Here is a 23,410-nt window from a genome sequence, read left to right as displayed (position 1 = left end):
CCGACGCCCCGGCCTTTGCATGAGCGCCCTTTCACCTTCGACCCACGCCTAAATGACACGCGCCCGACGCCTGAACGACTCCTTCGACACCGGTCTGGTCTGGTTCCGCCGCGACCTGCGTCACACGGACAACGCCGCGCTCTACTACGCGCTCAAGCACTGCGAGCGCGTCTGGTGCGCATTCGTGTTCGATACGACGATCCTGCAACCGCTGCTGGAAACCTGGCAGGCCCGTCACCCCGATGAGCAGGTGCAGGATCGGCGGATCGAGATCATTCTCGCCGCACTCGGCGAACTGGACGACGCGCTGCGCGCGAAAGGCGGCGGCCTGATCGTGCTGTACGGCGATCCGTCCGATCTGATTCCGAAGCTCGCCGCCGAACTCGGCGTCGACGCGGTGTTCACGAATCACGATTACGAGCCGGTCGCGATCGAGCGCGACGAAAAGGTGGGCGAGCAACTCACCGAAGCCGGCCGACAGTGGCTGACCTTCAAGGATCAGGTGATTTTCGAGCGCGACGAGGTGCTGACCGGCCAGAACAAGCCGTTCACCGTGTTCACCCCGTACAAGAATGCGTGGCTCAAACAGCTGACGGCTTTCGATCTGAAGCCGTATCCCGTCGAAAAGTACGCGAAACATCTGGCTGCGGTGCCAAAAAAGCTGCATCGCGAGTTGCCGACGCTCAAGCAACTCGGCTTCGCACCGAGCAACCTCGCGGAACTGAAGCTGCCCACGGGCATGAGCGGCGCGCAAAGTCTGCTCGACGACTTCATGAGCCGCATCGACAGTTATGCGGATCGGCGCGATTTTCCCGCCGCCAAAGGCCCCAGCTATCTGTCGATGCATTTGCGCTTCGGCACCGTATCGATCCGCACGCTCGCGCGAATCGCGCACGAGATGTCGTTGCAACCCGACGGCAAGGGCTCGGCCACGTGGCTGTCGGAGCTGATCTGGCGGGACTTCTACTTCATGATCCTGTCGCATCATCCGCGGCTGGCGAGCGGGGCGTCGTTCAAGGAGGAATATGACCGGCTGCGCTGGGAACGCGGCTCCGAAGCCGACGAAGCGTTTTCCGCCTGGTGCGACGGCCGCACCGGCTACCCGCTGATCGACGCGGCGATGCTGCAACTGAACCGCACCGGCTACATGCACAATCGCTTGCGCATGGTGACGGCGAGTTTTCTGGTCAAGGATCTGGGCGTGGACTGGCGGCTCGGCGAGCGCTATTTCGCCGACCTGCTGAACGATTTTGACTTTTCGGCGAATAACGGCGGCTGGCAATGGGCGGCATCCACGGGATGCGACGCGCAGCCGTATTTCCGGATCTTCAATCCCATCACGCAATCGGAAAAATTCGACGCCGAAGGTCGTTTTATCAAGCGCTATCTGCCGCAGCTGGAAAAAGTCCCGGCCAAGTGGATTCACGCGCCGTGGCTGGCAGGTCGGGAGCGCCTCGCGGAATTCGGGGTCGTGCTGGGCAAGGATTATCCCGAGCCGATTGTCGACCATGCGGAAGCTCGCGCGCGCACACTGGCCCGTTTCGGCAAGTGAGTACCCGCTTACATCGAATTGATGGATGACGCTTGAAGGAGGTGAAGCATGCGCCGTTTGCCGTCGCTGCTGGTATTTCTTCTGTTGACGCTGGCCGCTGCCTTGGTAGCGAGCCGTTTTCTGCCCGACGCATGGTACGCAGGACTGCAAAAGCCCGCGTTTAATCCACCGAACTGGGTGTTCCCGCCAGCATGGACGGTACTGTACGTGCTGATGGCGATTTCCGCGTGGCGCGTGTGGAAACGCGACGGCCTGAGTGCGGCGATCGTTTTATGGGTGGTTCAGTTGCTGTTCAACGCAGCGTGGATGTGGCTCTTCTTCGGTCTGCATCAAGCAGGGGCCGCATTGGCCGACATCGTAATTCTGCTGGTTCTGATCGTCGCGCTAACTTTCGCGTTCTGGCGACGGGACCGCTGGGCAGGCGGACTACTGGTGCCTTACGTCGCCTGGGTGGCGTTCGCCGCGGTTTTGAATCACGCGTTGTGGCAATTGAATCCGGCTGTGTGAGCCTGCGTCAGTTCGACTTCGACTGAGCGGTCGAAAACAGCGTGGGGAGATTGACCTACCCCGAACACCGGCGTCTCACGACCCACCGATGCTTTGTACTTCGCAAAGACTCGAGCTTAGTGCTGGCTCATCCACGACGGCTGGCGGACATTCGCTTCACGGTCCAGCTTGCGCATACGGAATTCCAGGTCGTACAGGTCCGTAGCTTCGGCGAGGAATGCGTCCGCGCGTTCTTTCGCGAGTTGGTCGGGCGATTTGGTCAGAAACAGGAAAAGGCGGCTAAGCAGGTACATGGTCTACCTCGGCAATGAGTTTAGGCGTTAACGCCTAGGGGATAACCCGTATTATAGGGAAAACCCTAGTGTTGCGCCACTGCTCATTTTCGAAGTGTTGCTCAAAACTCACCGATCGGCTGAAGAGCCCGTCGTGGCGGCGGTTTCCGCGATCTGGCCCGCGCCCGTGCGACGTTGATGCTTGAAAAATTCCCAGATCATGGCGCTCGCATCCGGGCCTTTGGCGGAATGGAACGGCACGGCCTCGTCACCCCCGCTCCACGCGTGCGCCAGACCTTGCACCCGGCAAACCCGCACGACACGCCGGCCGCTGCGAACGTAATCGCGCATTACTACGCCGCCTTTGCGCTCCTCGCGAACTTCGCCGGATTTACGCGCACCGTTTGCGTCGACCATGCGGTTCAGGCGGAGAAACTGCTCGCCCAGTTGGTCTGCGTTAACCGGCGCGACCACATGATCGAAATCGCCGTGGATCACGATCGCCGGCATGCCGGGATAACGGGCCACATTAGTCACTTCGTCGACCAGTTGAGCCGGATCGCGGCGCGCGCCGCGGCGCATCACGTCCATGGCGGTAATGCCCGAACGTGCCTCGCCGAACGCAGGGCCGGAATGCAGCGCCACTGCGGCGAAATGCCCCGGATAGTTGACCGCCAGCAACGCCGTCAAACCCGCACCAGCGGAAATGCCCGCCACATAAACGCGCTCGGGGTCAAAACCGTGCTGCGCGACCAGCGCATCCACTAGCGACACCACCGCGCGCGCCTCCGCCCCACCCGCGCTGTCGCCGGCGTCATACCAGTGCCAGCAGCGGTGCGAGTGCACATGCTTCGATTGCTCGGGATACACCACGGCAAAGCCAAAGCGGTCAGCGAGGACGTTCATGCGCGTGCCCTCGGCGAATTCGTCGATTGACTGAGTGCAGCCGTGCAGCATCACGAGCAGCGGCATGGACTCGAGCGCATGTCCCGAAGGAACATACAAACCGTATTGCAGATGATTGACGAGCCGCCCCGGCGCGGCAGGCGCCGAGTGGAACGAGCGCGTCCACGAACCGCTCGCCCACGCGGACGCGCGCGGACGAACCCGCGACTCGCGCGCCGCCGGGCGTGGCGCTTCGCGCTTGGCGGATGCGCGAACCGTGGCAGCGGGCTTCAGCGGACGCGCCTTGGCGGACGGCTTGGGCGTGGCAGCCCGCGCCGGGCGTGCCGTAGTGCGCTTGGTGGTCTTCTGAGCGTGCTCGGTTTGAATGGCGAGCAGCCGCTTAAGACCGCGCAGCCAGATTTTCGATAGACTTTTTGCCATCGGCGGAAAACCTCGCAAAAAGGGACAGGTGCCGCACGATAAAAACCCCGAACGACATATCTTGTGCAATGCACAATAACATCATTCTTCGGGCCATGCTGGAGGCTGGCGCACTCATTGGCCGTCGAAATTTCTGATCGGCGAACCTTGGCGCGAGCCTGGCGTCAAACCGCTGCGTCACCTGTTCGGCAGCCCACGAGCGAAGGCCAAAATGCGCCGCGCATGGCAAGACCGCGCTGCAACACCCGTCTATACTGACGCTTAATCAACGTGTTTCGCAGATTTTTCCCGCGTCGGCGATTTGCACCGCTCGCGCGTTGAATCTTTATCAGCCCGACTTTTTTGCGAATTTTGCCAACCCGATTCCGCGCGGCCTGAGCCGCTAACCTGCCATGCCCGATTTACCAGTCCATCTGTGGTACGCCATCACCAGCCTCGGCGGCGCCGGCATGACGCTGCCGCTCGCGTTCGCCATCGCGATCTGGCTGGCGGTCGGCTACTCGTGGCGCATGGCCGCCGGCTGGCTGGTGCTGCTCGGCGCGGCAATCGGCGTGGTAACGGTGACCAAGCTGGCGTTCCTCGGCTGGGGGGTCGGCGTGAAGGAGCTGGATTTCACCGGCGTCAGCGGTCATGCCATGCTGTCTACCGCCGTTTATCCCGTGTCCCTGTTCCTGCTGCTTCTGCCGGCGCGTCCCGCGATCCGGCTAATCGGTGTTCTGGCCGGGCTCGCGGCAGGTATCGCGGTCGGTTTGTCGCGCGTCGTGCTGAGCGCGCATTCGCCGTCCGAAGCCGTTACCGGATGTCTGGTCGGCGCACTCGCCGCGCTGCTGTTCGTGCGCATGGCGTGGAATGCGGAGCCGGGGCGTCTGTCGGTGCTGCCTGTGACCGTCAGCATGCTGGTCCTCGCGGTATTGATGCACGGCGTGCATGTGCCGACCCAGCGCTGGGTCACCGACATCGCGCTGAAAGTGTCCGGCCGTGACCGGCCGTATATCCGCGCAAAGTGGAAGGCGGTGCGCGATGTGCGTCCGTCCATCGCGCCGTTGTCGCAAACGCTCAATACGCTCGCGCCGCATTCGTCGTCCGACGCCTGAGCATTTCCCCGCCGTTTCACAAGTCGCGTCACAAGTCGCTTCACCGGCCACTTCACAAGCCGCTTCACAGGCCGCTTCATGCTCGTGGCCGAATAATTGTCATGGTGTCCGTTATATCCTTTCATATATTACGATAGCGGTTTAACCCATCGTTCCGGTTCCTCGCCGGACTTCAGGCCATCATGACCCTGTCCCGCCGCCTTCTGAAAAATGCGCTGTTTATCGCCAGCATGCTCTCCGTGGTCGTCAGTGTGCAGGCGCGCGCCGACGAGCTGGTGGTCTCCGCCGCCGCGAGCCTGACCAACGCGTTCAAGGCAGTCAGCGACGCCTTCGAGCAGCAGCGTCCGGGCACCAAGGTGCTGCTGAACTTCGGCGCGTCCGACGTGTTGATGCAGCAAATCGTCAAGGGCGCGCCCGCCGACGTGTTTGCATCCGCGGATCAGAAAGCGATGGACAAAGCCGCCGCCGAAAAAGTGATCGTGCCTGCCACGCGCCGCGACTTCGCGGCCAACTCGCTGGTGTTGATCGTGCCAGCCGACAGCCGTTTCGCACCCGCCGCGCTGAACGATCTGACCGCCGCGACGGTAAAACGCGTGGCGTTCGGCGATCCGGCTTCGGTGCCGGTCGGCCGCTATACCCAGGGCGCGTTGCAGGCGGCGGGCGTGTGGGACGCGGTGTCGGCCAAAGCGGTGCTGGCGTCGAATGTGAGACAAAGCCTCGACTACGTGGCGCGCGGCGAAGTCGACGCCGGTTTCGTGTTCGGCACCGACGCCGCGATCATGCCCGACAAGGTCAAGGTCGCGCTGAACGTGCCGACGCAAACGCCGATCACCTATCCGATCGCGCAGGTCGAAGGCAGCCGCCACGCGGCCGACGCCCAGGCCTTCACGGACTTCGTACTGTCGCCGGCCGGCCAGGCGGTGCTCGCGAAGTACGGCTTCAAGCCCGCGCACTGATTCCGCTCGCGATAAAAAGCCGCCCATGGAACACGCCTGGATTCCGCTGCTCCTGTCGCTGAAAGTAGCGGGCTGGGCCACCGCGCTCAACCTGGTGTTCGGCGTCGCGGCGGGTTTCGGTTTGTCGCGCTGGCGCTCCGGCGCGCGCGATCTGGTCGATTCGCTGCTGACGCTGCCGCTCGTCATGCCGCCCACCGTGCTCGGCTACTACCTGCTCGTGCTGCTCGGACGGCGCGGCGTGATCGGCGCATGGCTCGACCGATTCGATATCCAGCTGGTATTCACCTGGCAGGGCGCGGTGATCGCATCGACCGTGGTGGCTTTTCCGCTCGTATTGAAGTCGGCGCGCGCCGCATTCGAAGCCGTCGATCCGCAACTCGAACGCGCCGCGCGCACACTCGGCGTCAGCGAGACTGCAGTGTTTTTTCGCGTGACCTTGCCGCTGGCTTCGCGCGGCATTCTCGCGGGCGGTCTGCTGGCCTTTGCCCGCGCGCTCGGCGAATTCGGCGCGACGCTGATGATCGCGGGCAACCTGCCTGGACGCACGCAAACGCTCTCCGTCGCGGTCTACGCCGCCGTGCAGGCCGGCGACGACAGCACCGCCAATTTCCTCGTGCTCGTAACCTCGGTGACGTGCGTCGTGATCCTGTTGCTCGCGGGCCGGCTGGTGCCGCAGCACACGCTTCTGACCTCGCGCTGACATGCTGCTCGCCGTCGATATCCGCAAGACCTTCGTGAGCGCCGAGCGGCATTTCCTGCTCGACGTGTCGTTCCGCGCGAGCTCGCAGCGCGTCGTGCTGTTCGGGCCGTCCGGCGCGGGCAAGAGTCTGACCTTGCAGGCGATTGCCGGCCTGCTGCGCCCCGACGAAGGCGCGATCACGCTGCACGGCAATGCGTTGTTCGACAGCGCGCGAGGCATCGATCTGAAACCGCAAGCTCGCAAGATCGCGTTTCTGTTTCAGGACTACGCGCTATTTCCGCATCTGAACGTGCGGCAGAACATTGGCTTTGGTTTGCAGCAGGGCTGGTTGAATCCGGGTGCGCGGCGGGCGCATCCGCAGGTCGATTACTGGCTCGACGCGCTGGAATTGCGGAGCGTAGCGGGCAACCATCCGGCGCAGCTTTCGGGTGGACAGAAGCAGCGCGTGGCGTTGGCGCGGGCGCTGGTTGCGCAACCGCGCCTGCTGTTGCTGGACGAGCCCTTTTCCGCACTCGATAGCGCGTTGCGTCAGCGGATGCGGCGCGAGTTGCTGGATCTGCAAACGCGGCTCGATATACCGATGGTGCTCATCACGCACGATCCCGACGATGTCGCCGCATTCGGCGATCAGGTGGTGCAGGTCAGCGATGGTTGTGTGCGCGAGAATCCGACGTTCACGGGTTATGCGCGCAGTGGGTCATAAAGCGCGTCTTCACGGGACGCCTAGTCTTTCACGCCGAGTATCACGCTCGACGCCTTGAACACGGCAACCGCGCTACCGCCTTCCACGAGACCGAGCGTTTCGGCGCTCTCGTTGGTGACGACCGCCGTCACGACCGCGCCGCCTTCCAGTCCCAATGACACCTCGGCATTCACCGCGCCGCGCTTCACGCTCAACACCGTGCCGCGCAACTGATTGCGCGCCGATAGCTTGAGCGGTGCGCCGTTTTCGCCGTCGACGAACAGCACGACCCACGACGCCTTGATCAGCGCAAACGCCGCCACGCCTTCAGCGAGGCCCAACGTCTCGGTGCTTTCGTGCGTGAGCACGGAGACGATCGTATGGCCGCCGGGGAGTGTGAGCACGACTTCGTCGTTGACCGTGCCGCGCGTGATCGACGACACCGTGCCGTAGAACTGATTGCGCGCACTCGTCTTCACGCCGATGCGGCCAATCAGATCCCAATCCGTTTCGAAGCCCTCGATCGCCGCGCCCGCCCGTTCGAGAAAACGCCGATGCTCGCGCTCGACCGCGCGAAACGTGTCGATAAGCTTGATCGCGCGCGGTGTCAGCGTGGTGCCGCCACCGCCTTTGCCGCCGGTCAGACGCACGACAAGCGGCTCGCCCGCGAGGTTGTTCATGGTATCGACGGCATCCCACGCGCCCTTGTAGCTCATGCCGACCGCTTTCGCCGCGCTCGTGATCGAGCCGGTCTCGCCTATCGCAGCCAGCAGCGCAATTCGCGACGCGCCGCCGAGCGTATGTCCGCCGGACTGAAACCAGACGGAGCCGCTGAGTTCGAGTGATTCGCGGGAAGGGTCGATGCGGTCGGATGTCATGGCTGGAAACGTGGAGCGAGGCTGGAGGGGACGGGCAGAAGAGCGTCGGGTAAAGGACGGTGAATCATTATAACGACGCAGTCTCACGCGAATGCGTGTTGGAATCTGCGCCGACCGCTGACCGCTGACCGCCGACCGCCGACCGCTAGAGGATCGATGGAATACCTTCTGCTCGACGCTTCGCAAGCTCCGCACGCCGTGAGCGCGGAGAACGTCTTGCGGGCACTCCGCGCTTTGCATTTTCCGGCATGTCCCACACGTGTCCCATGTTGTGGCTACCACCACCGAATTCGTGCGCGAGCATCGCAGCAGTTCGATCATCCAGCGGGCGGCAATCACTGAAGAGGCCGCGAATGATGGTGGCGTACGTACGCTCGCCGCAGGCCTCGGCGACTAAGCGCGCGGCGCTGCGGGCCGACGACGGAGTGAGCGATGCGATCGCCTGATTGCCGGCTGGGTCGATTGACATTGCATTGGCGATCGATCGGCCCAGCGACTGGCTTTTCTATAGGGCCGTCACGCTCAAACCGCGTACTGCGCGATCCCATTGCCGAACGACCAGTTCTCCTTCGCGACCTCGACGAGGCTGATGAAAACATCCTCTCGCCGCACGCCCGGCGACTCCGCCAGTTCGTCGACGATCCGCTTGTACAGCGCCTTCTTCTGCTCGAGCGTGCGCGAATTCGTCACCGTCAGCTGGATCGCGACGAAATCGTCGCTTCGCTCGATATTCAGATACTGCCTGTCATAGATCAGATTGGCGGCGTCATGCTCGGTGATCAGCATGAAGACGTCGTCTTTCGGCACGTTGAAAATGTCGACCAGCGAGCGCTGGATGCCCTCGGTCAACTGCTTCCGGTATTCGGCGGACTTGCCTGCGCGTAGTGAAATTCGGCTAAGCGGCATGATGAAACTCCTTTGTTTGCTGGGTGGGTGAACACAGCTTAGGCTCGCTCAGCCATAATAAACAGACATCATTGGCTATTTCATCCATATTCAAATGAAATGAAAGTTCTCGATCTCGATGCAGTTCGGGCCTTCGTGCTGGTCGCCGATCTGCGCAGTTTCACGCGCGCCGCCGACGCGCTCGACACCACGCAATCAGCCGTGAGCCTGAAGCTGAAGCGGCTGGAAGCCCATCTGGGCAAGCAATTGCTGGAGCGCACGCCGCGCGTGGTCCGGCTTTCCGTCGATGGAAACGCGTTTCTCGGCGCGGCGCGCGATCTGCTGAATGCGCATGAGCGCGCGTTGGGGGCGCTGTCGGTGGAGCGTCGGCGGCTCGCGCTGGGGTTGAGCGAGCACGTCGCGGGACCGGATCTGCCGCAGTTGCTCGGCAGGCTCAATGCGCACGATCCGCGGCTGGTGGTGGAGTTGCATCTGGGTTCGTCGTCCACGCTGCTCGCGCAATTCGACGAGCGCCGGCTCGATGCGGTGATCGTCCGTTATGGCGTCGACGAACCGCCGCGTGACGATACGCAAGTGTTGTTCAGCGAGCCGCTCGTCTGGCTGGCGGCGGCTGCCTGGTTGCCGCGGGTCGGCGAGCCGTTGCCGCTGGCGTTGTTGAGCCCGCCGTGCAACGTCCGCGATATCGCGCTGCGCACGCTCACCGAAAACGGGGTGGCGTGGCAGGAGGTGTTCGTCGGCGGCGGGGTGGCTGCCGTTGGCGCGGCGGTGGCGGCGGGTTTGGCGGTGTCGCCGCTGGCGCGTCGGGTGGCGCCGCGCGGGCTGGTCGATGTCGGCGCGCGGCTGGGTTTGCCGACGCTGCCGGAGTCTCGCGTGACGCTGCATTCGCGGGTGCGCGACCGGCAGTCGGTGGAGACGCTGAGGCTGGTGGCGAATGGGCTGGCGTCGCAGTAACGGGGCGACCGAGCGGAGGCCGGGCCGATCTGGCGAGCAGGCCAGATTCAACCTTAAAAAAAGCGGGATGGAGAAATGGCGCGGCTTGTGTTCGACGCGCAGTGATGCCGCCAAAGTGAACCCGAAGCGATGGCGGTCCGCGCCATCAGGCCACGTCAATCTGCCGGAATCTGAAGCAACGCCCGGCTGCAAGGAAGGCGCCGTTAACTGTAGCGCCTTATGGCCGGGGCTCGAATCGCAGATGTCAGGTCAGACGGCTTTACATGCGCCGCACGGGTGTCACCCCGTCGCCCGCGCATGAACCTCAATCAATGAATGATCGGCGGCAACGAACCGCTGCTCGCGGTGGCCGGATTCGTCGATGCATCCGCTGAACCGCTGTTGAAGTTAGCGGACGCAACCGGCAAAGCCGAATGCGACACCACCGGTTTCGCAGCGGCGCTTTTCGCCGCCACGCTAACGGCATGCGGACGAACCGGATGCGTCAGATCAGCGCGAACGACCTTGCCCTGCCCCGCTTTAGCGTGAACAAGTTGCGCGTGTGGCTTTTTGCTTTGCGCGACTACGGCGGTTTTCGGCCGGGCCTTGCCTGCACTGACGGCCGCCGGCTTGACGCCGCCCTTCGTCCCCTTGGCCGCGACTGTCTTCAGGTTGCCGCGCGCCGCTGTTTTCTCGCCGATGTGCGTCTTTACCGATGCACCGCGCGCCGCCTTCCGAGGCGCATGCCCGGCCCCCTTGCGACTCGCGCCAGCTTTGGCCTTAACCGCCGCCGGCTTCTTCTTCGCGCTCTTCGGCGCCGCATGCCCGCTGGCTTCCGGCGGATTCCACACTTCCGTGTACCCCGCAGCCATTGCCGCGCCGGATACACCCCAAACGGCCAGCGCCGCTGCTACTGCTCGAAACCACATCACCTGCTTCTCCTGATCTTTCGACTACTTAACGAGCCAGGATTATATTCTCTTGCATTAATCTATATATGGACTAACATCTTCAATAAGTACAAATTAGGACCAACCTATTCATGGCTCACGCTGCCCGCCTTTCCACGCCTGAAGAGCCGATTCGACGGCCCGCTTCGGAACCTACGCTGACTGAAATGTCCGCAGCAGGTTTGCGCGCTTTCTTCAACATTGCGCGCGACTGGGATCTGAACGCGGAGGAGCAGATCGTGCTGCTCGGCTCGCCGGGCCGCTCCACTTACTTCAAATGGAAGTCGTCGCCCGAGACCGCCCGGCTGGGGCGCGACACGCTGGAGCGGCTGTCGCTGCTGCTCGGCATCTACAAGGCGCTGCAAATCCTGCTGCCGCAACCCAATGCCGCCGACACCTGGGTCAAGCGCCCGAACAGCGCGCCGCCGTTCGGCGGCCGTCGCGCGCTCGACCGTATGCTGGCGGGCAATATCAGCGATCTCGTGGCCGTGCGCCAGTATCTCGACGCGATGCGAGGCGGCTGGGCGTGACAAAACCGCATTGGCAGGACCGCTGGCCCGTTGCGCCGCTCGACTGGTCGCCCGCATACCGGGTGATTCCCACGCGCTTTCCAGCTGTGAATCTATTCGACCGCGTCGCGTCGCCCGAAGATTTCGACGCGCTGTACGCGCTCGAAGCGATGACCAACGACCGCCTGCGCACCGAAGTCGGCGAACTCGATCTGGTGCCGCGCGACGAGCGCCGCTTTGGTCCGGGTTACGGCCCGATCATGGCCGCGCTGACGCATCTGAACCCGCTAGGCAGCCGCTTTTCCGACGGCACCTACGGAGTGTTCTACTGCGCCCGTTCGCGCGCCACGGCGATTGCCGAAACGCGTTATCACACGGGCAAGTTTCTGGAGGCGACCGCCCAACCGCCCATGCGTCAGCAGATGCGGCTTTATACGGTGGTCGCGCAAGGCAAGGTGGTCGATATCCGCGACGATCCTTCGCTCGATCTCGCGGTGTTGTCGCCGGACGATTATCTGGCGGGTCAGTCGCTCGGACGTGCGGTGCGCGAAGCGGATGCGCCCGGCATCGTGTACCGGTCGGTGCGGGATAGAGAAGGCGAATGTCTGGCCGCGTTCCGCACCACGCTGTTGCGCGACTGCCATCACGCGGCATATCTGGAATACAACTGGAACGGCACGACCGTCGATATGGTATTCGAACTGAATCAGGTCGGGTAATTCGACGTGATCAAAGGCGGCGAAGCGCGGAGGCGCGCGCCATCACGGCAACGCCAAAGCCGCCGCGCCTTCCGCTCGCGCTTCGTCGACTGAAATCGACCAGCGGCGCAATGCCTGCGGTTGCACGATGGTCAGCTTGCCGTCCGGGCTGAATGCGCCGGTATCGATGAACACTTGCGAGCCGGTCTGCTTGATATCCTGCATCGGCGTATGGCCGCAATAGGTCAGCGAGAGCCCGCGTTGGCGCTGCGGATCGGCGTTGCCCAGCGCCAGTTCGCGGCCCCACAGCAATTGCTGGCGAGTCGTGTCGGAGAAATTGCCTGCGTCGAGATCGGCGTCCGAACCGAAGAATTCGGCATGCAGAATATTGAAGCGCTCCTTGCCGCTGCCCACCACACGCACGAGCGGCAGCGTCCGCAGCCGTTGCGCGTAGTGCTTCAGGCGCTCGTCGGGCAAATCCATCGCCCACATGCCGCCGATTCCATACCACCACTGCGGCCGCAAGCGTCCTTCGGCGACCGCGCACAGCGTGTCTTCGTGATTGCCGAGCACGCAATAGAACCAGGGCTTGTCGAGCAACGCCAGCGCCTGCTCGGAATGCTCGCCGCGATCCACCAGATCGCCGACCGAAAAGAGCCGGTCGCGCGTCGGATCGAACGCGATCACGCGTAGCAGGAAACGCAAGGCATCCATGCAGCCGTGCAGATCGCCGACCACGAAATCGCGGCCGTTCTCGTTGGCGGCATGATGCTCGACAGGGTTGACGGTGACGGAAGCCATGCGTCAATGATAGTGCCGCTCACACAGGGCCGTATGCGCGGTGCCTATCGTATCTGAACGCGTCGTTGGACGAAAATGACCAGAAACGACGCAAAAATGGCGTATTTCGGGGATGCCTCACCAATCGGCCGCCTACCGATAGTCACTCTTGCCGCGCGCACCGCGCGCTGAAACGAAACAGAAAGCCTGCCGATGGCGAACCCGAAACCCGATTGAAAGCGTCGCGCAAGAAGCCGCGAAAGACTCTCGCCAGCGCGACGCCAGAGAGCGTGATATAGGGCAAACATTCGTCGCAGCGCGAGTAGAATCCGCGACACTATCGGCCTCAAATCTGACTCCATGCTCATCAAATATTATCCGCAGGTTCTCCGCAACCGGCCGCGCACGGTGATCGGTCTCGCGATCGGCATCGTGGTCGCGCTGCTGATTCCCATGCACACCACGACGATGGCGCGGGTGCTGATCGGCTGGGACGCTGCCGTCTGGAGCTACCTGGTGATGATCTGGATCCACATGGCCGTCGCCGATGAACACCTGGTCCGCGAATACGCCGTACGCGACGATGAAAACGCGGGCGTCGTGCTGTTCGTGATCTGCGTGGCGACTATCGCGAGTATTGCGGCGATCGTGCTCGAACTGGCATCGGCAAAAGGCGCGGGCGGCGCAACGGGCCTCTGGCACTATCTGCTGACCGGCTTCACGCTGATCGGCGCGTGGTTCCTGATACCGACCATCTTCACGCTGCATTACGCGCGGCTCTACTACGACACCGACGCGAAGGAAACCGCGCTGCTGTTCCCCGATCACAAGCTCGAACCGAACTACTGGGACTTCCTGTATTTCTCGTTCACGATTGCGGTCGCTTCGCAAACCTCGGACGTGGTGCTGCGTTCGCGCACGATCCGCCGCGCCGGGCTCGCGCAATCCATTCTGTCGTTCTATTTCAACGTCGCGGTGCTCGGCCTGTGCGTGAACATCGCGGCAGGGCTGCTGGGTTCGTGAACCTGCTTCGTCACCTCGCTGACACAGCGAATAAACGCGGCTGACACAATCTCCATCTGCCCCAACCCGCCGCAACGAATTCGCCTTTTGCGGTAATAACATCGCCTTCCTCGCGCCCCATGTAAAACCCGGACGACCTCCACCCGTTTTACATGCGCGGCGCGAGAATCCCGCTCTCGCCCTGCCTCGCCGCTTTGCCGCGCATCCTCCTGCGGGGCACCCGCTTCCCCCTTCCGCCGATCCTGTGCCGACCTCACTGGCACAGCGTTTGCTGCGTCTTGCGAATAGTTCTGGCGAGCCGCGTGCAGCCGATGTCTGGCGTCTAAGCACCTGCGACTGGCCAGCGGCGTGACGATCTTTGCACTACATTGACCTGTGCGCGCCTTCGCTTCGGCATCGCGCGCCAACCGGCTCTGGAAGCCCAATGAGCGCTGTGATCGCATGCCAATTGCATCCACACCGCAGCAGGACGAATCTGGAAACCACCGATGGAATCTCCAAACGGGTACGCGCCGCGGATTTACTTTTTTCATTCACTCCTCGTTGGGCCGCTCGATGCCTGGCCCGCGCAGTTCGCACATGCGGGCTCGCTCGGCTTCGATCATGCGTTGATCGGCGGATTGTTCGAACCTGGCCAGGCGGGACACGGGCAAGTGGTCGGCAATCACGCCAAGCTGCATCCGGTGTTCGAGACGCAGCAGCCGGCGTCCGAAGCGATCCGCACGCTGGCCGGCGCGGCAAAGCAGAACGGATTGACCTTGCTGGCCGACCTGGTGATCGACCGGATGGCCGCCGACGGCGCGCTCTACGCCGAGCATGCGGACTGGTTTCATCCGTCCGAATCGGACGAAGCGCGGCTCGATCCGCGCCATGTGCATCGCGAAGACAACGTCGCGTATGCCAACTTCGACGACCCGGGTAGCCGTGCCGCGCTCGTCGGCTGGTGGACGCAGCAGTTGCTGGCGCTCGCCGACGCGGGCATCGGCGGATTCCGCTTCGATTCACCGCATCGCGTTCCCGCCGACGTCTGGCGGCAACTCTTCGACGCAGTGCGTGCGAAGCATCCCGAGGTGCGCTTTCTGGCCGCGACGCCGGGACTCTCTCGCGGCGACCTGCCGGGTCTCGAAGGCGCGGGCTTCGACAGCGCGTTTTCGTCGGTGCGCTGGTGGGATTTCCGCGCGAGCTGGATGGTCGAGGAACACGCCGCGCTCGCTCGCATCGGCGCGCCGATTGCATTCCCCGAAGCGCCGTATGGCACCCGACTCGCCGCCGAACTGACCGATGTCCACGATGCCGCGATTGTCGAGCGCGCTTATCGCCGCGCGCTGTTCACGTCGGCGGTGATCGGCACGGGCTGGATGATGCCGATGGGATTCGAATACGGCATCACCGAACCGATGTCGCAAACGCGCGGCGACGCCGCGCAATTCGCGCTCGCCGCCCAGGCGAAAAAGTTCGACCTCACGGCCGCCGTCACGCATGTGAACGAAGTCGCGAGCCAACTGAAGACACTGCACGCGAACGGGGAATTGCGCCCGCTCAGCGGCCCCGGTGCACCCGCAGCGGTCCTGCTGCGCGCGGACCAGGCCGACCTGCGCGACGCCGACGAGTCGATCCTGATCGTCGTCAATCCCGAACTCGGCGCGGCGGTGCGCGTCGATCCCGCGCGCTTCCTTGCGGGCGTGCCCGGCAACTTCACGCGCTTCGTGCCGCTCGACGCACCGGCCGGCACGTCGCCGGCCACGCTGACGCCGTTCACGCTGGCAGCAGGCGCCGTGCGGCTGTTCCGCGCGGTCACCGAAAAGCCGATCCGGCTCGCGCCTCCCATCGACAAAGCCAACAGCAAGCGCAGCGGCCGCAAGACCGTGGTCGAAGCGATTGCCGCGCCGCGCGTGGCGATCGAAAGCGTGATGCCCTCGTTCGATAACGGCCGCTTTCCGGTCAAGCGCAATGTGGGCGAGCACACTGAAATCAGCGCGGCGATTTTCGCCGAGGGACACGACAAGATCGCCGCCGCCGTGATCTGGCGAGCCGCCGACGAAACCGCGTGGCACGAAGTGCTGATGGCTCCCGCCCAACCCGCCGGGCTCGATATCTGGAAAGCGCGGATTCCGCTCGAACGCATGGGCCGTCACGAATTCACCGTGATTGCGTGGCGCGACGATTTCGCGTCGCTGGTCGAGCACGTTCAGAAGAAGCTGAAGGCGGGCCAAACCGTCGAACTCGAACTGGACGAAGCGTCGCATCTATTCGCGCTGGTGCTGGCCGAGGTCGAGACGGTGGAAGGCGCAGTGACCGCGCCGCTCGAACATATCGTGAAGGAGTTCACGAAGTCCGACGCGGCGACGAAGCTCGCGTTGCTGCTCGCGCCGACCACCGCGAAGGCGATGACCGCCGCGCGTCATCGTCCGTTCCTGAGTCGCGATCCGGTGATCTACCGGATCGACGCCGAGCGCACCGCCGCGCGCTTCGCAAGCTGGTACGAAATCTTCCCGCGTTCGATGAGCGACGACGAATCGCGCCACGGCACCTTCGCGGACGTGATCACGAAGCTGCCGCGCATCCGCGATATGGGTTTCGACGTGCTGTATTTCCCGCCGATTCACCCGATCGGCGTCGCGAATCGCAAGGGCCGCAATAACACGCTCACTGCGCAACCGGGCGATGTGGGTAGCCCGTATGCCATCGGCGGCGCGGAAGGCGGACACACCGCCGTGCATCCGCAACTCGGCACGCTCGACGACTTCAAGGCAATGCTCGCCGCCGCACATGCGCACGGCCTCGAAATCGCGCTCGATTTCGCGGTGCAGTGCTCGCCGGATCATCCGTGGCTGAAGGAGCATCCGACGTGGTTCGCGTGGCGTCCCGACGGCACGCTGCGCTACGCGGAAAATCCGCCGAAGAAGTATCAGGACATCGTCAATCCCGACTTCTACGCGCACGACGCAAAGCCCGACCTGTGGCTTGCGTTGCGCGACGTGTTCCTGTTCTGGATCGACGCGGGCGTGCATATTTTCCGCATCGACAATCCGCACACGAAGCCACTGCCGTTCTGGGAATGGGTGATCGGCGACGTGCGTGCGCGCTTCCCCGACACGATTTTCCTCGCCGAAGCCTTCACGCGTCCGCGCATGATGAACCGGCTCGGCAAGATCGGCTTCTCGCAGTCGTACACGTATTTCACGTGGCGCGAATCGAAGCGCGATTTCATCGAGTACATGAGCGAACTCACGCAGACAAGCGCGCGTGATTTCTATCGGCCGAACTTCTTCGTGAATACGCCCGATATCAACCCGCGCCATCTGCAATCACAAGGGCGTTCGGGCTTCCTGATTCGCGCGGCGCTCGCGTCGACACTCGCCGGTTTGTGGGGCGTGTATAGCGGATTCGAGTTATGCGAGGCCGCCGCGCTGCCCAACAGCGAAGAATATCTGAACTCCGAGAAATACCAGTTGCGCGCGTGGGACTGGAACCGGCCCGGCAACATCACCGGCGAAATTACCGCGCTGAATCGCATTCGCCGCGCGAACCCCGCGCTGCAGACGCATCTCGGTCTCACGTTCCTGACGGCGCACAACGACAACATCCTGTTCTTCGAGAAGGCGACGGAATCGCGCGACAACGTGATCGTCGTCGCCATCAATCTCGATGCGTTCAACGAACAGGGCGCGGATATTGAATTGTCGTGGGAGACTTTCCAGACATGGAATCTTCACGATCATGGCGCGCTGGAAGTGACCGATCAGATGACCGGCGCGCGCTTCGAATGGCATGGCCGCTGGCAGCACGTTCAACTCGGGTCCGGTCAGCCGTTCTCGATCTGGCGCATCGCGCCGCTCGGCGGTTTGCCTGCCGAACGTCCCGATGAAAGCGACAGCGACTCCAACAGCGCTCTTCACGCCGACGCTGGCAACCCAACCCCTACGGAAGGTGCGATATGAAGCGTGACGATCCAGCCCAAACCACAGTGCAGTCGCCGGTGGGCAACGCTCCCGGCAATACGGCCAAAGCACGCCCGAACCGGCGCGGCAAACCCGCGGCACTGAGCGACGATCCGCTCTGGTACAAGGACGCGATCATTTATCAGGTGCACATCAAGTCGTTTTTCGATGCGAATAACGACGGCGTAGGCGACTTTCCCGGCCTGATCGCGAAGCTCGACTACATCGCCGAACTCGGTGTGAACGCGATCTGGCTGCTGCCGTTCTATCCGTCGCCACGGCGCGACGATGGTTACGACATCGCCGATTATCGCAACGTGCATCCCGACTACGGTCAGCTTTCCGACGTGAAGCGCTTCATTCAGGAAGCGCACGCGCGCGGCATTCGCGTGATCACCGAACTGGTGATCAACCACACGTCGGATCAGCACCCGTGGTTTCAGCGCGCACGCCGCGCGAAGCCGGGTTCGAATCATCGCAACTTCTATGTGTGGTCCGATACCGATCAGAAGTACGAGGAAACGCGGATCATCTTCATCGATTCGGAACCGTCGAACTGGTCGCACGATCCGGTAGCAGGCGCCTATTACTGGCACCGTTTTTACTCGCATCAGCCCGATCTGAACTTCGACAATCCGGCCGTGCTGAAGGAAGTGCTGCAGGTGATGCGCTTCTGGCTCGACATGGGAATCGACGGGCTACGGCTCGACGCGGTGCCGTATCTGGTCGAACGCGAAGGGACGAACAACGAGAACCTGCCGGAAACGCACGCGATCCTGAAGAAGATTCGCGCGACCATCGATGCCGAATATCCGAACCGGATGCTGCTCGCCGAAGCGAATCAGTGGCCGGAAGACGTGAAGGAATATTTCGGCGACGAAGACGAATGCCACATGGCATTCCACTTTCCGCTGATGCCGCGTATCTACATGTCGATTGCGAGCGAAGACCGCTTCCCGATCACCGACATCATGCGGCAAACGCCGGATCTCGCATCGACGAACCAGTGGGCGATTTTCCTGCGCAATCACGACGAACTCACGCTCGAAATGGTCACCGATTCCGAGCGCGACTACTTGTGGAACACCTACGCAAGCGACCGCCGCGCCCGCCTGAATCTCGGTATCCGCCGCCGTCTCGCCCCGCTGATGGAGCGCGACCGCCGCCGCATCGAGTTGATCAATTCGCTGCTGCTGTCGATGCCCGGCACGCCCGTGATCTACTACGGCGACGAACTCGGCATGGGCGACAACATCCACCTCGGCGACCGCGACGGCGTGCGTACGCCGATGCAATGGTCGTCGGATCGTAACGGCGGTTTTTCGCGCGCCGATCCCGAGCAACTGGTGCTGCCGCCGGTGATGGGCTCGCTCTACGGCTTCGATGCGGTCAATGTCGAAGCGCAAAGCCGCGATCCGCATTCGCTGCTGAACTGGACGCGCCGCATGCTTGCCACGCGTCGCGCGAAGCAGACGTTCGGGCGCGGCACGATCCGCTTCCTGAAGCCCGAAAACCGCAAGATTCTCGCGTATCTGCGGGAAATGCCGGGCGAGCCGCCGATTCTGTGCGTCGCGAATCTTTCGCGCGCGCCGCAGGCGGTCGAACTCGATCTGTCCGAATTCAACGGCTCCGTGCCGATTGAAATGACCGCCGATTCGGTGTTCCCCGCGATCGGCCAGCTCACCTATCTGCTGACGTTCCCGCCGTACGGCTTCCTGTGGTTCATGCTGTGCCCAGGCGGCCAGCGTCCGACGTGGGCGCAGGCGCATTCGGAACCGCTGCCGGAGTTCGTCACGATCGTGATTCGCGAAGGGCAAGCGGGTCCGACGCCGGAGAACGTGCGTCTGCTCGAATCGGAAGTGCTGCCGTCATGGCTCAGCCGGCGCCGCTGGTTTGCGTCGAAGGATCAGAAGATGCATGCGGTGCGGCTCGCCGCGCTGACAACGATCCCGAACGGCGGCTTTGCGTTCACCGAAATCGAAGTGGACGTGGGCGACCATACCGAGCGTTACGTGGTGCCGATTGCGATCACGTGGGGCGGTGAAACCACCACGCCGCTATTCATGCAACTGGCGCTCGCGCGCGTGCGGCGCGGCCGCAATGTCGGTCATCTGACCGACGCGTTTGCGTTGCCGATCTTCGCCCACAACGTGATGCGCAAGCTGCGCGAACGCGCGGTGGTGCCGACCGTGCAGAAGAGCGAAATCAAGTTCCTGCCGACCGAGCGTTTCGCCGAACTAGACAATCTCGGCGATCGTCCGGAAATCCGCTGGCTCGCTGCCGAACAGAGCAACAGTTCGCTGATCATCGCCGACGCTGCGGTGCTGAAGCTCGTGCGCCGGCTCGTGAGCGGCATCCACCCGGAAGCGGAAATCAGCCGCTATTTGACGCATCTCGGTTATGCGAACACCGCGCCGCTGTATGGCGAAGTGGTGCGCGTCGATCCCGAAGGCGTGCCGCATACGCTGTGCATTCTGCAAGGCTTTATCGACAACCAGGGCGATGCGTGGAACTGGTCGCTCGACACGCTGCGCCGCTCGGTCGACGAACTCGCGATTGCCGTCGATACCGAGAAAAACGAAGCGATTCTGCTCGAAGGCTATAGCGAACTGGCGGGCATTATCGGCAGACGGCTCGGCGAATTGCATGTCGCGCTCGCGTCGCCGACCGACGATCCCGCGTTCTCGCCCGAACCCGCCGACGCGGCCCAGGTGCAGGCATGGGTCGACGGTACGCAGTCGATGCTCGCGAGCGCGCTCGATCTGCTCGCGCCGCGTATCGAGCAGATGAGCGACCCGGAGACGAAGGCGCTCGCGCAGAGCCTGATCGATCGTCGCGAGGCGCTTGTCGCTGCGGTCGACCAACTCGTTTCCGCCGACTCGCAGGCGCTGCGCATCCGCATTCACGGCGACTTCCACCTCGGCCAGGTGCTGGTCGCACAGGGCGACGCGTATCTGATCGACTTCGAAGGCGAACCGGCGCGTTCGCTGGAAGAACGTCGGCAGAAGTCGAGCCCGCTGCGCGACGTGGCCGGGCTGATGCGCTCGCTGTCGTATGCGAGCGCGGCGGCGCAGTCCACCACCGAAGCGGCGCCGCAGCAAACCGCCGATCGCAAGCGCGCGTTGTTCGACCGCTTCCGTGTGCACGCAACCGAGGCGTTTTTGCAGCAGTACCGTGCCGCCGTCGCGGAGTCGCCGACGCCGCTGGTCGCACCCGAAGCGGAGCAGGCGCTGCTCGATCTGTTCCTGATCGAAAAGGCCGCGTACGAAATCCGCTACGAAGCGGCCAACCGTCCGACGTGGCTCGGCTTGCCGGTGCGTGGCCTGGCCGCGCTCGCGAGCCGTCTGCTCGGCGATACGGGCAGCACAGCGTCGCAAACCCCATCCACCCCGGCGCCTGGCGCCGACACACCGCCTAACCCGGCCGAGGGCGATTATGAGTGAGCACGATCCGGCCGTTGGCCTTCAACCTGTCGAGATCGACGCGCTCGTCGAAGCGCGTCACCCCGATCCTTTTTCGCAACTCGGGCTGCATCAGACGGACATCGGTCCAGTGGTGCGGGCGCTGTTGCCGAATGCCGCGCACGTCACGGTGATTTCGCGTGCGGACGGTGCGACGCTCGGCGAACTGGAGCAACTGCGGCCGGGGCTGTTCGCGGGCCGCGTGACGTCGGCTGCGCCGTATCGTTTGCGGATCGACTGGCATGGCGTGATTCAGGAAGTCGAGGATACCTATTCATTCGGCCCCGTTCTCGGCGACGAACCGCTAGGCCGTCTTGCCAACGGCGATCCATACGCGGTGCTCGAACTGCTCGGCTCGCGTCCGATGGAAGTCGACGGTGTGCCGGGCGTGCGCTTTGCCGTGTGGGCGCCAAATGCGCGGCGCGTGTCGGTGGTTGGCGACTTCAACGCGTGGGACGGACGGCGTCATCCGATGCGGTTGCGTCATCAGGCGGGCGTGTGGGAATTGTTCGTGCCGCGCGTCGGTGCGGGCACGCGCTACAAGTACGAATTGCTGTCGCGCGATGGCCATCCGCTGCCGCTCAAGGCCGATCCGTGCGCGATGCAAACGGAGAAGCCGCCGGGCACGGCGTCGGTGGTTGCGCATGTCGACGAGATCGAGCAGTTTCCGTGGACCGATCACGACTGGATTCAGTCGCGCGCTGAAAAGCAGACCCCGCGCTCGCCGATCACGATCTACGAAGTCCACGCTGAATCGTGGATTCGTGTCGCCGAAGAAGGTCAGCGCGGTCTCAACTGGGAAGAACTCGCCGACCGGCTGATTCCGTACGTGAAAAGCATGGGCTTCACGCACGTCGAGTTCATGCCGATCGCGGAACATCCGTTTGGCGGATCGTGGGGTTATCAGCCGCTTGGGCAGTTCGCACCGTCCGCGCGGTTCGGCAAGCCGGAGCAGTTCGCGCTGTTCGTCGACCGCGCGCACGAAGCCGGACTCGGCGTGATTCTCGACTGGGTGCCCGCGCATTTTCCAAACGACGCACACGGCCTGATCGACTTCGACGGCACGCCGCTCTACGAGCACGCGGACCCGCGCGAGGGCTATCACCAGGACTGGAACACGATGATCTACAACCTCGGCCGCAACGAGGTGAGCGCGTTCCTGGTCGCGTCGGGGCTCGCGTGGTTGAAGCGCTATCACGTCGACGGCCTGCGCGTCGACGCAGTCGCGTCGATGCTGTATCGCGACTATTCGCGCGCCGCCAACGAGTGGGTGCCGAACATTTACGGCGGACGTGAAAACCTCGAATCGATTGCATTCCTGAAGCGGCTCAATCACGAAGTCGGCTATGTGCCAGGCGTGCCGGGCGCGATCACGATCGCCGAAGAATCGACGGCGTGGCCTGGCGTGACAGCGAGCGTCGAAGACGGCGGACTCGGCTTCCAGTTCAAGTGGAACATGGGCTGGATGCACGACACGCTGCACTACATGGAAGAGGATCCGGTGTATCGCCAGTACCATCATCACCAGATGACATTCGGGATGGTGTACGCGTACTCGGAGCGCTTCGTCCTGCCGCTTTCACACGATGAAGTGGTGCACGGCAAAGGCTCGCTGCTCGGCAAGATGCCCGGCGACACATGGCAGCGCTTTGCGAATCTCCGCGCGTACTTCGGCTTCATGTGGACGCATCCGGGCAAGAAGCTGCTGTTCATGGGCGGCGAATTCGGCCAGATGGCGGAATTCAACCACGACACGTCGCCGCATTGGCATCTGCTCGACGATCCGAATCATCATGGCGTGCAGAAACTCGTCCGCGACCTCAACCATCTGTACAGCAGCGAGCCCGCGTTGCACCTGCTCGACAGCGAACCGGGCGGCTTCGACTGGTTGATCGGCGACGACAGCGGCAACAGCGTCTACGCGTATCGACGCACCGACGGCGCAGGCCGGGAAGTAGTCGTCGTCTGCAATATGACGCCGGTGCCGCGCGTGGGCTACCGGATCGGCATGCCGCGCGGCGGACGCTGGGCCGAAGTGCTGAATACCGACGCAGGCGTGTACGGCGGGTCGAACATGGGCAACGGCGGCCTGATTCATACCGACGAAATATCGAGCCACGGCAGACCGCATTCCGCGTCACTCGTTTTGCCGCCGCTCGCCACGATCGTATTGCGCGCAGAATGAGCCGTCGATTGAAAAGAGTGCTGTAAAGCGGATCGCGCGGCCTTGGCTCCGCGCGGTCCG

20 protein-coding genes are annotated in these 23,410 nt (G+C 63.4%); 14 read left to right on the top strand and 6 right to left on the bottom strand.

All coding sequences use genetic code 11. The features are described from left to right. Positions 1 to 52: 52 nt before the first annotated feature. Positions 53 to 1,552 (top strand): cryptochrome/photolyase family protein, encoded by a 1,500-nt coding sequence (locus tag BLS41_RS16620; RefSeq protein ID WP_074766748.1) that lies wholly within the window; start codon positions 53 to 55, stop codon positions 1,550 to 1,552. Positions 1,553 to 1,600: 48 nt separating this feature from the next. Continuing rightward, positions 1,601 to 2,059, top strand: coding sequence for a TspO/MBR family protein (locus BLS41_RS16615; RefSeq protein WP_074766746.1), 459 nt, complete (start codon positions 1,601 to 1,603; stop codon positions 2,057 to 2,059). Positions 2,060 to 2,175: 116 nt separating this feature from the next. Here the strand turns inward: BLS41_RS16615 and BLS41_RS16610 are convergent, their stop codons facing one another. Further along, positions 2,176 to 2,352, bottom strand: coding sequence for a DUF3563 family protein (locus BLS41_RS16610; RefSeq protein ID WP_074766744.1), 177 nt, complete (start codon positions 2,350 to 2,352; stop codon positions 2,176 to 2,178). 108 nt (positions 2,353 to 2,460) lie between these two features. After that, the gene (locus BLS41_RS16605; protein WP_074766742.1) at positions 2,461 to 3,657 is read right to left on the bottom strand and encodes an extracellular catalytic domain type 1 short-chain-length polyhydroxyalkanoate depolymerase; all 1,197 of its coding nucleotides are present in this window, start codon (positions 3,655 to 3,657) and stop codon (positions 2,461 to 2,463) included. Positions 3,658 to 4,049: 392 nt separating this feature from the next. Between BLS41_RS16605 and BLS41_RS16600 the strand changes: the two genes are divergently transcribed. The 4 genes from BLS41_RS16600 (at position 4,050) to BLS41_RS16585 (ending at position 7,110) form a co-directional block, all read left to right on the top strand. Then, positions 4,050 to 4,751: a phosphatase PAP2 family protein gene (locus tag BLS41_RS16600; protein WP_074766740.1), complete on the top strand. Its 702-nt coding sequence runs from the start codon at positions 4,050 to 4,052 to the stop codon at positions 4,749 to 4,751. Positions 4,752 to 4,933: 182 nt separating this feature from the next. Further along, positions 4,934 to 5,707 carry a molybdate ABC transporter substrate-binding protein gene (modA, locus tag BLS41_RS16595; RefSeq protein ID WP_074766738.1) on the top strand — a complete coding sequence of 258 codons (774 nt, stop codon included), beginning with the start codon at positions 4,934 to 4,936 and terminating at the stop codon, positions 5,705 to 5,707. Between the two features lie 25 nt (positions 5,708 to 5,732). After that, positions 5,733 to 6,407, top strand: a complete 675-nt coding sequence (gene modB, locus BLS41_RS16590; RefSeq protein WP_074766736.1) for a molybdate ABC transporter permease subunit — start codon at positions 5,733 to 5,735, stop codon at positions 6,405 to 6,407. A gap of 1 nt (position 6,408) precedes the next feature. Next, positions 6,409 to 7,110 carry a sulfate/molybdate ABC transporter ATP-binding protein gene (locus BLS41_RS16585; RefSeq protein WP_074766734.1) on the top strand — a complete coding sequence of 234 codons (702 nt, stop codon included), beginning with the start codon at positions 6,409 to 6,411 and terminating at the stop codon, positions 7,108 to 7,110. Between the two features lie 20 nt (positions 7,111 to 7,130). Here BLS41_RS16585 and BLS41_RS16580 read toward each other — a convergent pair whose 3' ends face one another. Further along, positions 7,131 to 7,967: a TOBE domain-containing protein gene (locus BLS41_RS16580; protein WP_074766732.1), complete on the bottom strand. Its 837-nt coding sequence runs from the start codon at positions 7,965 to 7,967 to the stop codon at positions 7,131 to 7,133. A 271-nt stretch (positions 7,968 to 8,238) separates the two neighbouring features. On the opposite strand from BLS41_RS16580, the gene BLS41_RS16575 reads away from it, so the two are divergent. Next, complete coding sequence (locus BLS41_RS16575; protein ID WP_436972003.1) at positions 8,239 to 8,364, top strand: hypothetical protein; 126 nt, start codon at positions 8,239 to 8,241, stop codon at positions 8,362 to 8,364. Positions 8,365 to 8,489: 125 nt separating this feature from the next. Here BLS41_RS16575 and BLS41_RS16570 read toward each other — a convergent pair whose 3' ends face one another. Further along, positions 8,490 to 8,873 carry a tautomerase family protein gene (locus BLS41_RS16570; protein WP_074766730.1) on the bottom strand — a complete coding sequence of 128 codons (384 nt, stop codon included), beginning with the start codon at positions 8,871 to 8,873 and terminating at the stop codon, positions 8,490 to 8,492. Between the two features lie 99 nt (positions 8,874 to 8,972). On the opposite strand from BLS41_RS16570, the gene BLS41_RS16565 reads away from it, so the two are divergent. Next, positions 8,973 to 9,824 carry a LysR family transcriptional regulator gene (locus tag BLS41_RS16565; protein ID WP_074766728.1) on the top strand — a complete coding sequence of 284 codons (852 nt, stop codon included), beginning with the start codon at positions 8,973 to 8,975 and terminating at the stop codon, positions 9,822 to 9,824. Positions 9,825 to 10,132: 308 nt separating this feature from the next. On the opposite strand, the gene BLS41_RS16560 is transcribed toward BLS41_RS16565, so the two are convergent. Then, entirely contained in the window at positions 10,133 to 10,732 is a 600-nt protein-coding gene (locus tag BLS41_RS16560; protein WP_074766726.1) for a hypothetical protein, read from the bottom strand. Between the two features lie 113 nt (positions 10,733 to 10,845). Between BLS41_RS16560 and BLS41_RS16555 the strand changes: the two genes are divergently transcribed. Together BLS41_RS16555 and BLS41_RS16550 are read left to right on the top strand one after the other, a co-directional pair. Further along, a complete protein-coding gene (locus tag BLS41_RS16555) occupies positions 10,846 to 11,283 on the top strand; it encodes an MbcA/ParS/Xre antitoxin family protein (RefSeq protein ID WP_074766724.1) in 438 nt (145 codons plus the stop codon). Next, a complete protein-coding gene (locus BLS41_RS16550; protein WP_074766723.1) occupies positions 11,280 to 11,981 on the top strand; it encodes an RES family NAD+ phosphorylase in 702 nt (233 codons plus the stop codon). Before BLS41_RS16555 ends, BLS41_RS16550 begins: the two co-directional genes overlap by 4 nt. Positions 11,982 to 12,023: 42 nt before the next feature. On the opposite strand, the gene BLS41_RS16545 is transcribed toward BLS41_RS16550, so the two are convergent. Beyond that, positions 12,024 to 12,761 (bottom strand): metallophosphoesterase, encoded by a 738-nt coding sequence (locus BLS41_RS16545; protein WP_074766721.1) that lies wholly within the window; start codon positions 12,759 to 12,761, stop codon positions 12,024 to 12,026. A 339-nt stretch (positions 12,762 to 13,100) separates the two neighbouring features. On the opposite strand from BLS41_RS16545, the gene BLS41_RS16535 reads away from it, so the two are divergent. From BLS41_RS16535 to glgB, 4 genes are all read left to right on the top strand, one after another. Next, positions 13,101 to 13,763, top strand: coding sequence for a DUF1345 domain-containing protein (locus tag BLS41_RS16535; protein ID WP_074766718.1), 663 nt, complete (start codon positions 13,101 to 13,103; stop codon positions 13,761 to 13,763). Between the two features lie 488 nt (positions 13,764 to 14,251). Continuing rightward, positions 14,252 to 17,704, top strand: a complete 3,453-nt coding sequence (locus BLS41_RS16530) for a maltotransferase domain-containing protein (RefSeq protein WP_074766717.1) — start codon at positions 14,252 to 14,254, stop codon at positions 17,702 to 17,704. After that, entirely contained in the window at positions 17,701 to 21,147 is a 3,447-nt protein-coding gene (gene treS, locus BLS41_RS16525; RefSeq protein ID WP_074766715.1) for a maltose alpha-D-glucosyltransferase, read from the top strand. Before BLS41_RS16530 ends, treS begins: the two co-directional genes overlap by 4 nt. After that, on the top strand, positions 21,140 to 23,350 hold the full coding sequence (gene glgB, locus BLS41_RS16520; protein WP_074766713.1) for a 1,4-alpha-glucan branching protein GlgB: 2,211 nt from the start codon (positions 21,140 to 21,142) through the stop codon (positions 23,348 to 23,350). Before treS ends, glgB begins: the two co-directional genes overlap by 8 nt. Positions 23,351 to 23,410: the final 60 nt, after the last annotated feature.

Origin of the sequence: Paraburkholderia fungorum, from assembly GCF_900099835.1 — a bacterium.
Classification (GTDB): Bacteria; Pseudomonadota; Gammaproteobacteria; order Burkholderiales; family Burkholderiaceae; genus Paraburkholderia; species Paraburkholderia fungorum_A.
This window is presented reverse-complemented; position numbering and strand designations above follow the sequence as displayed.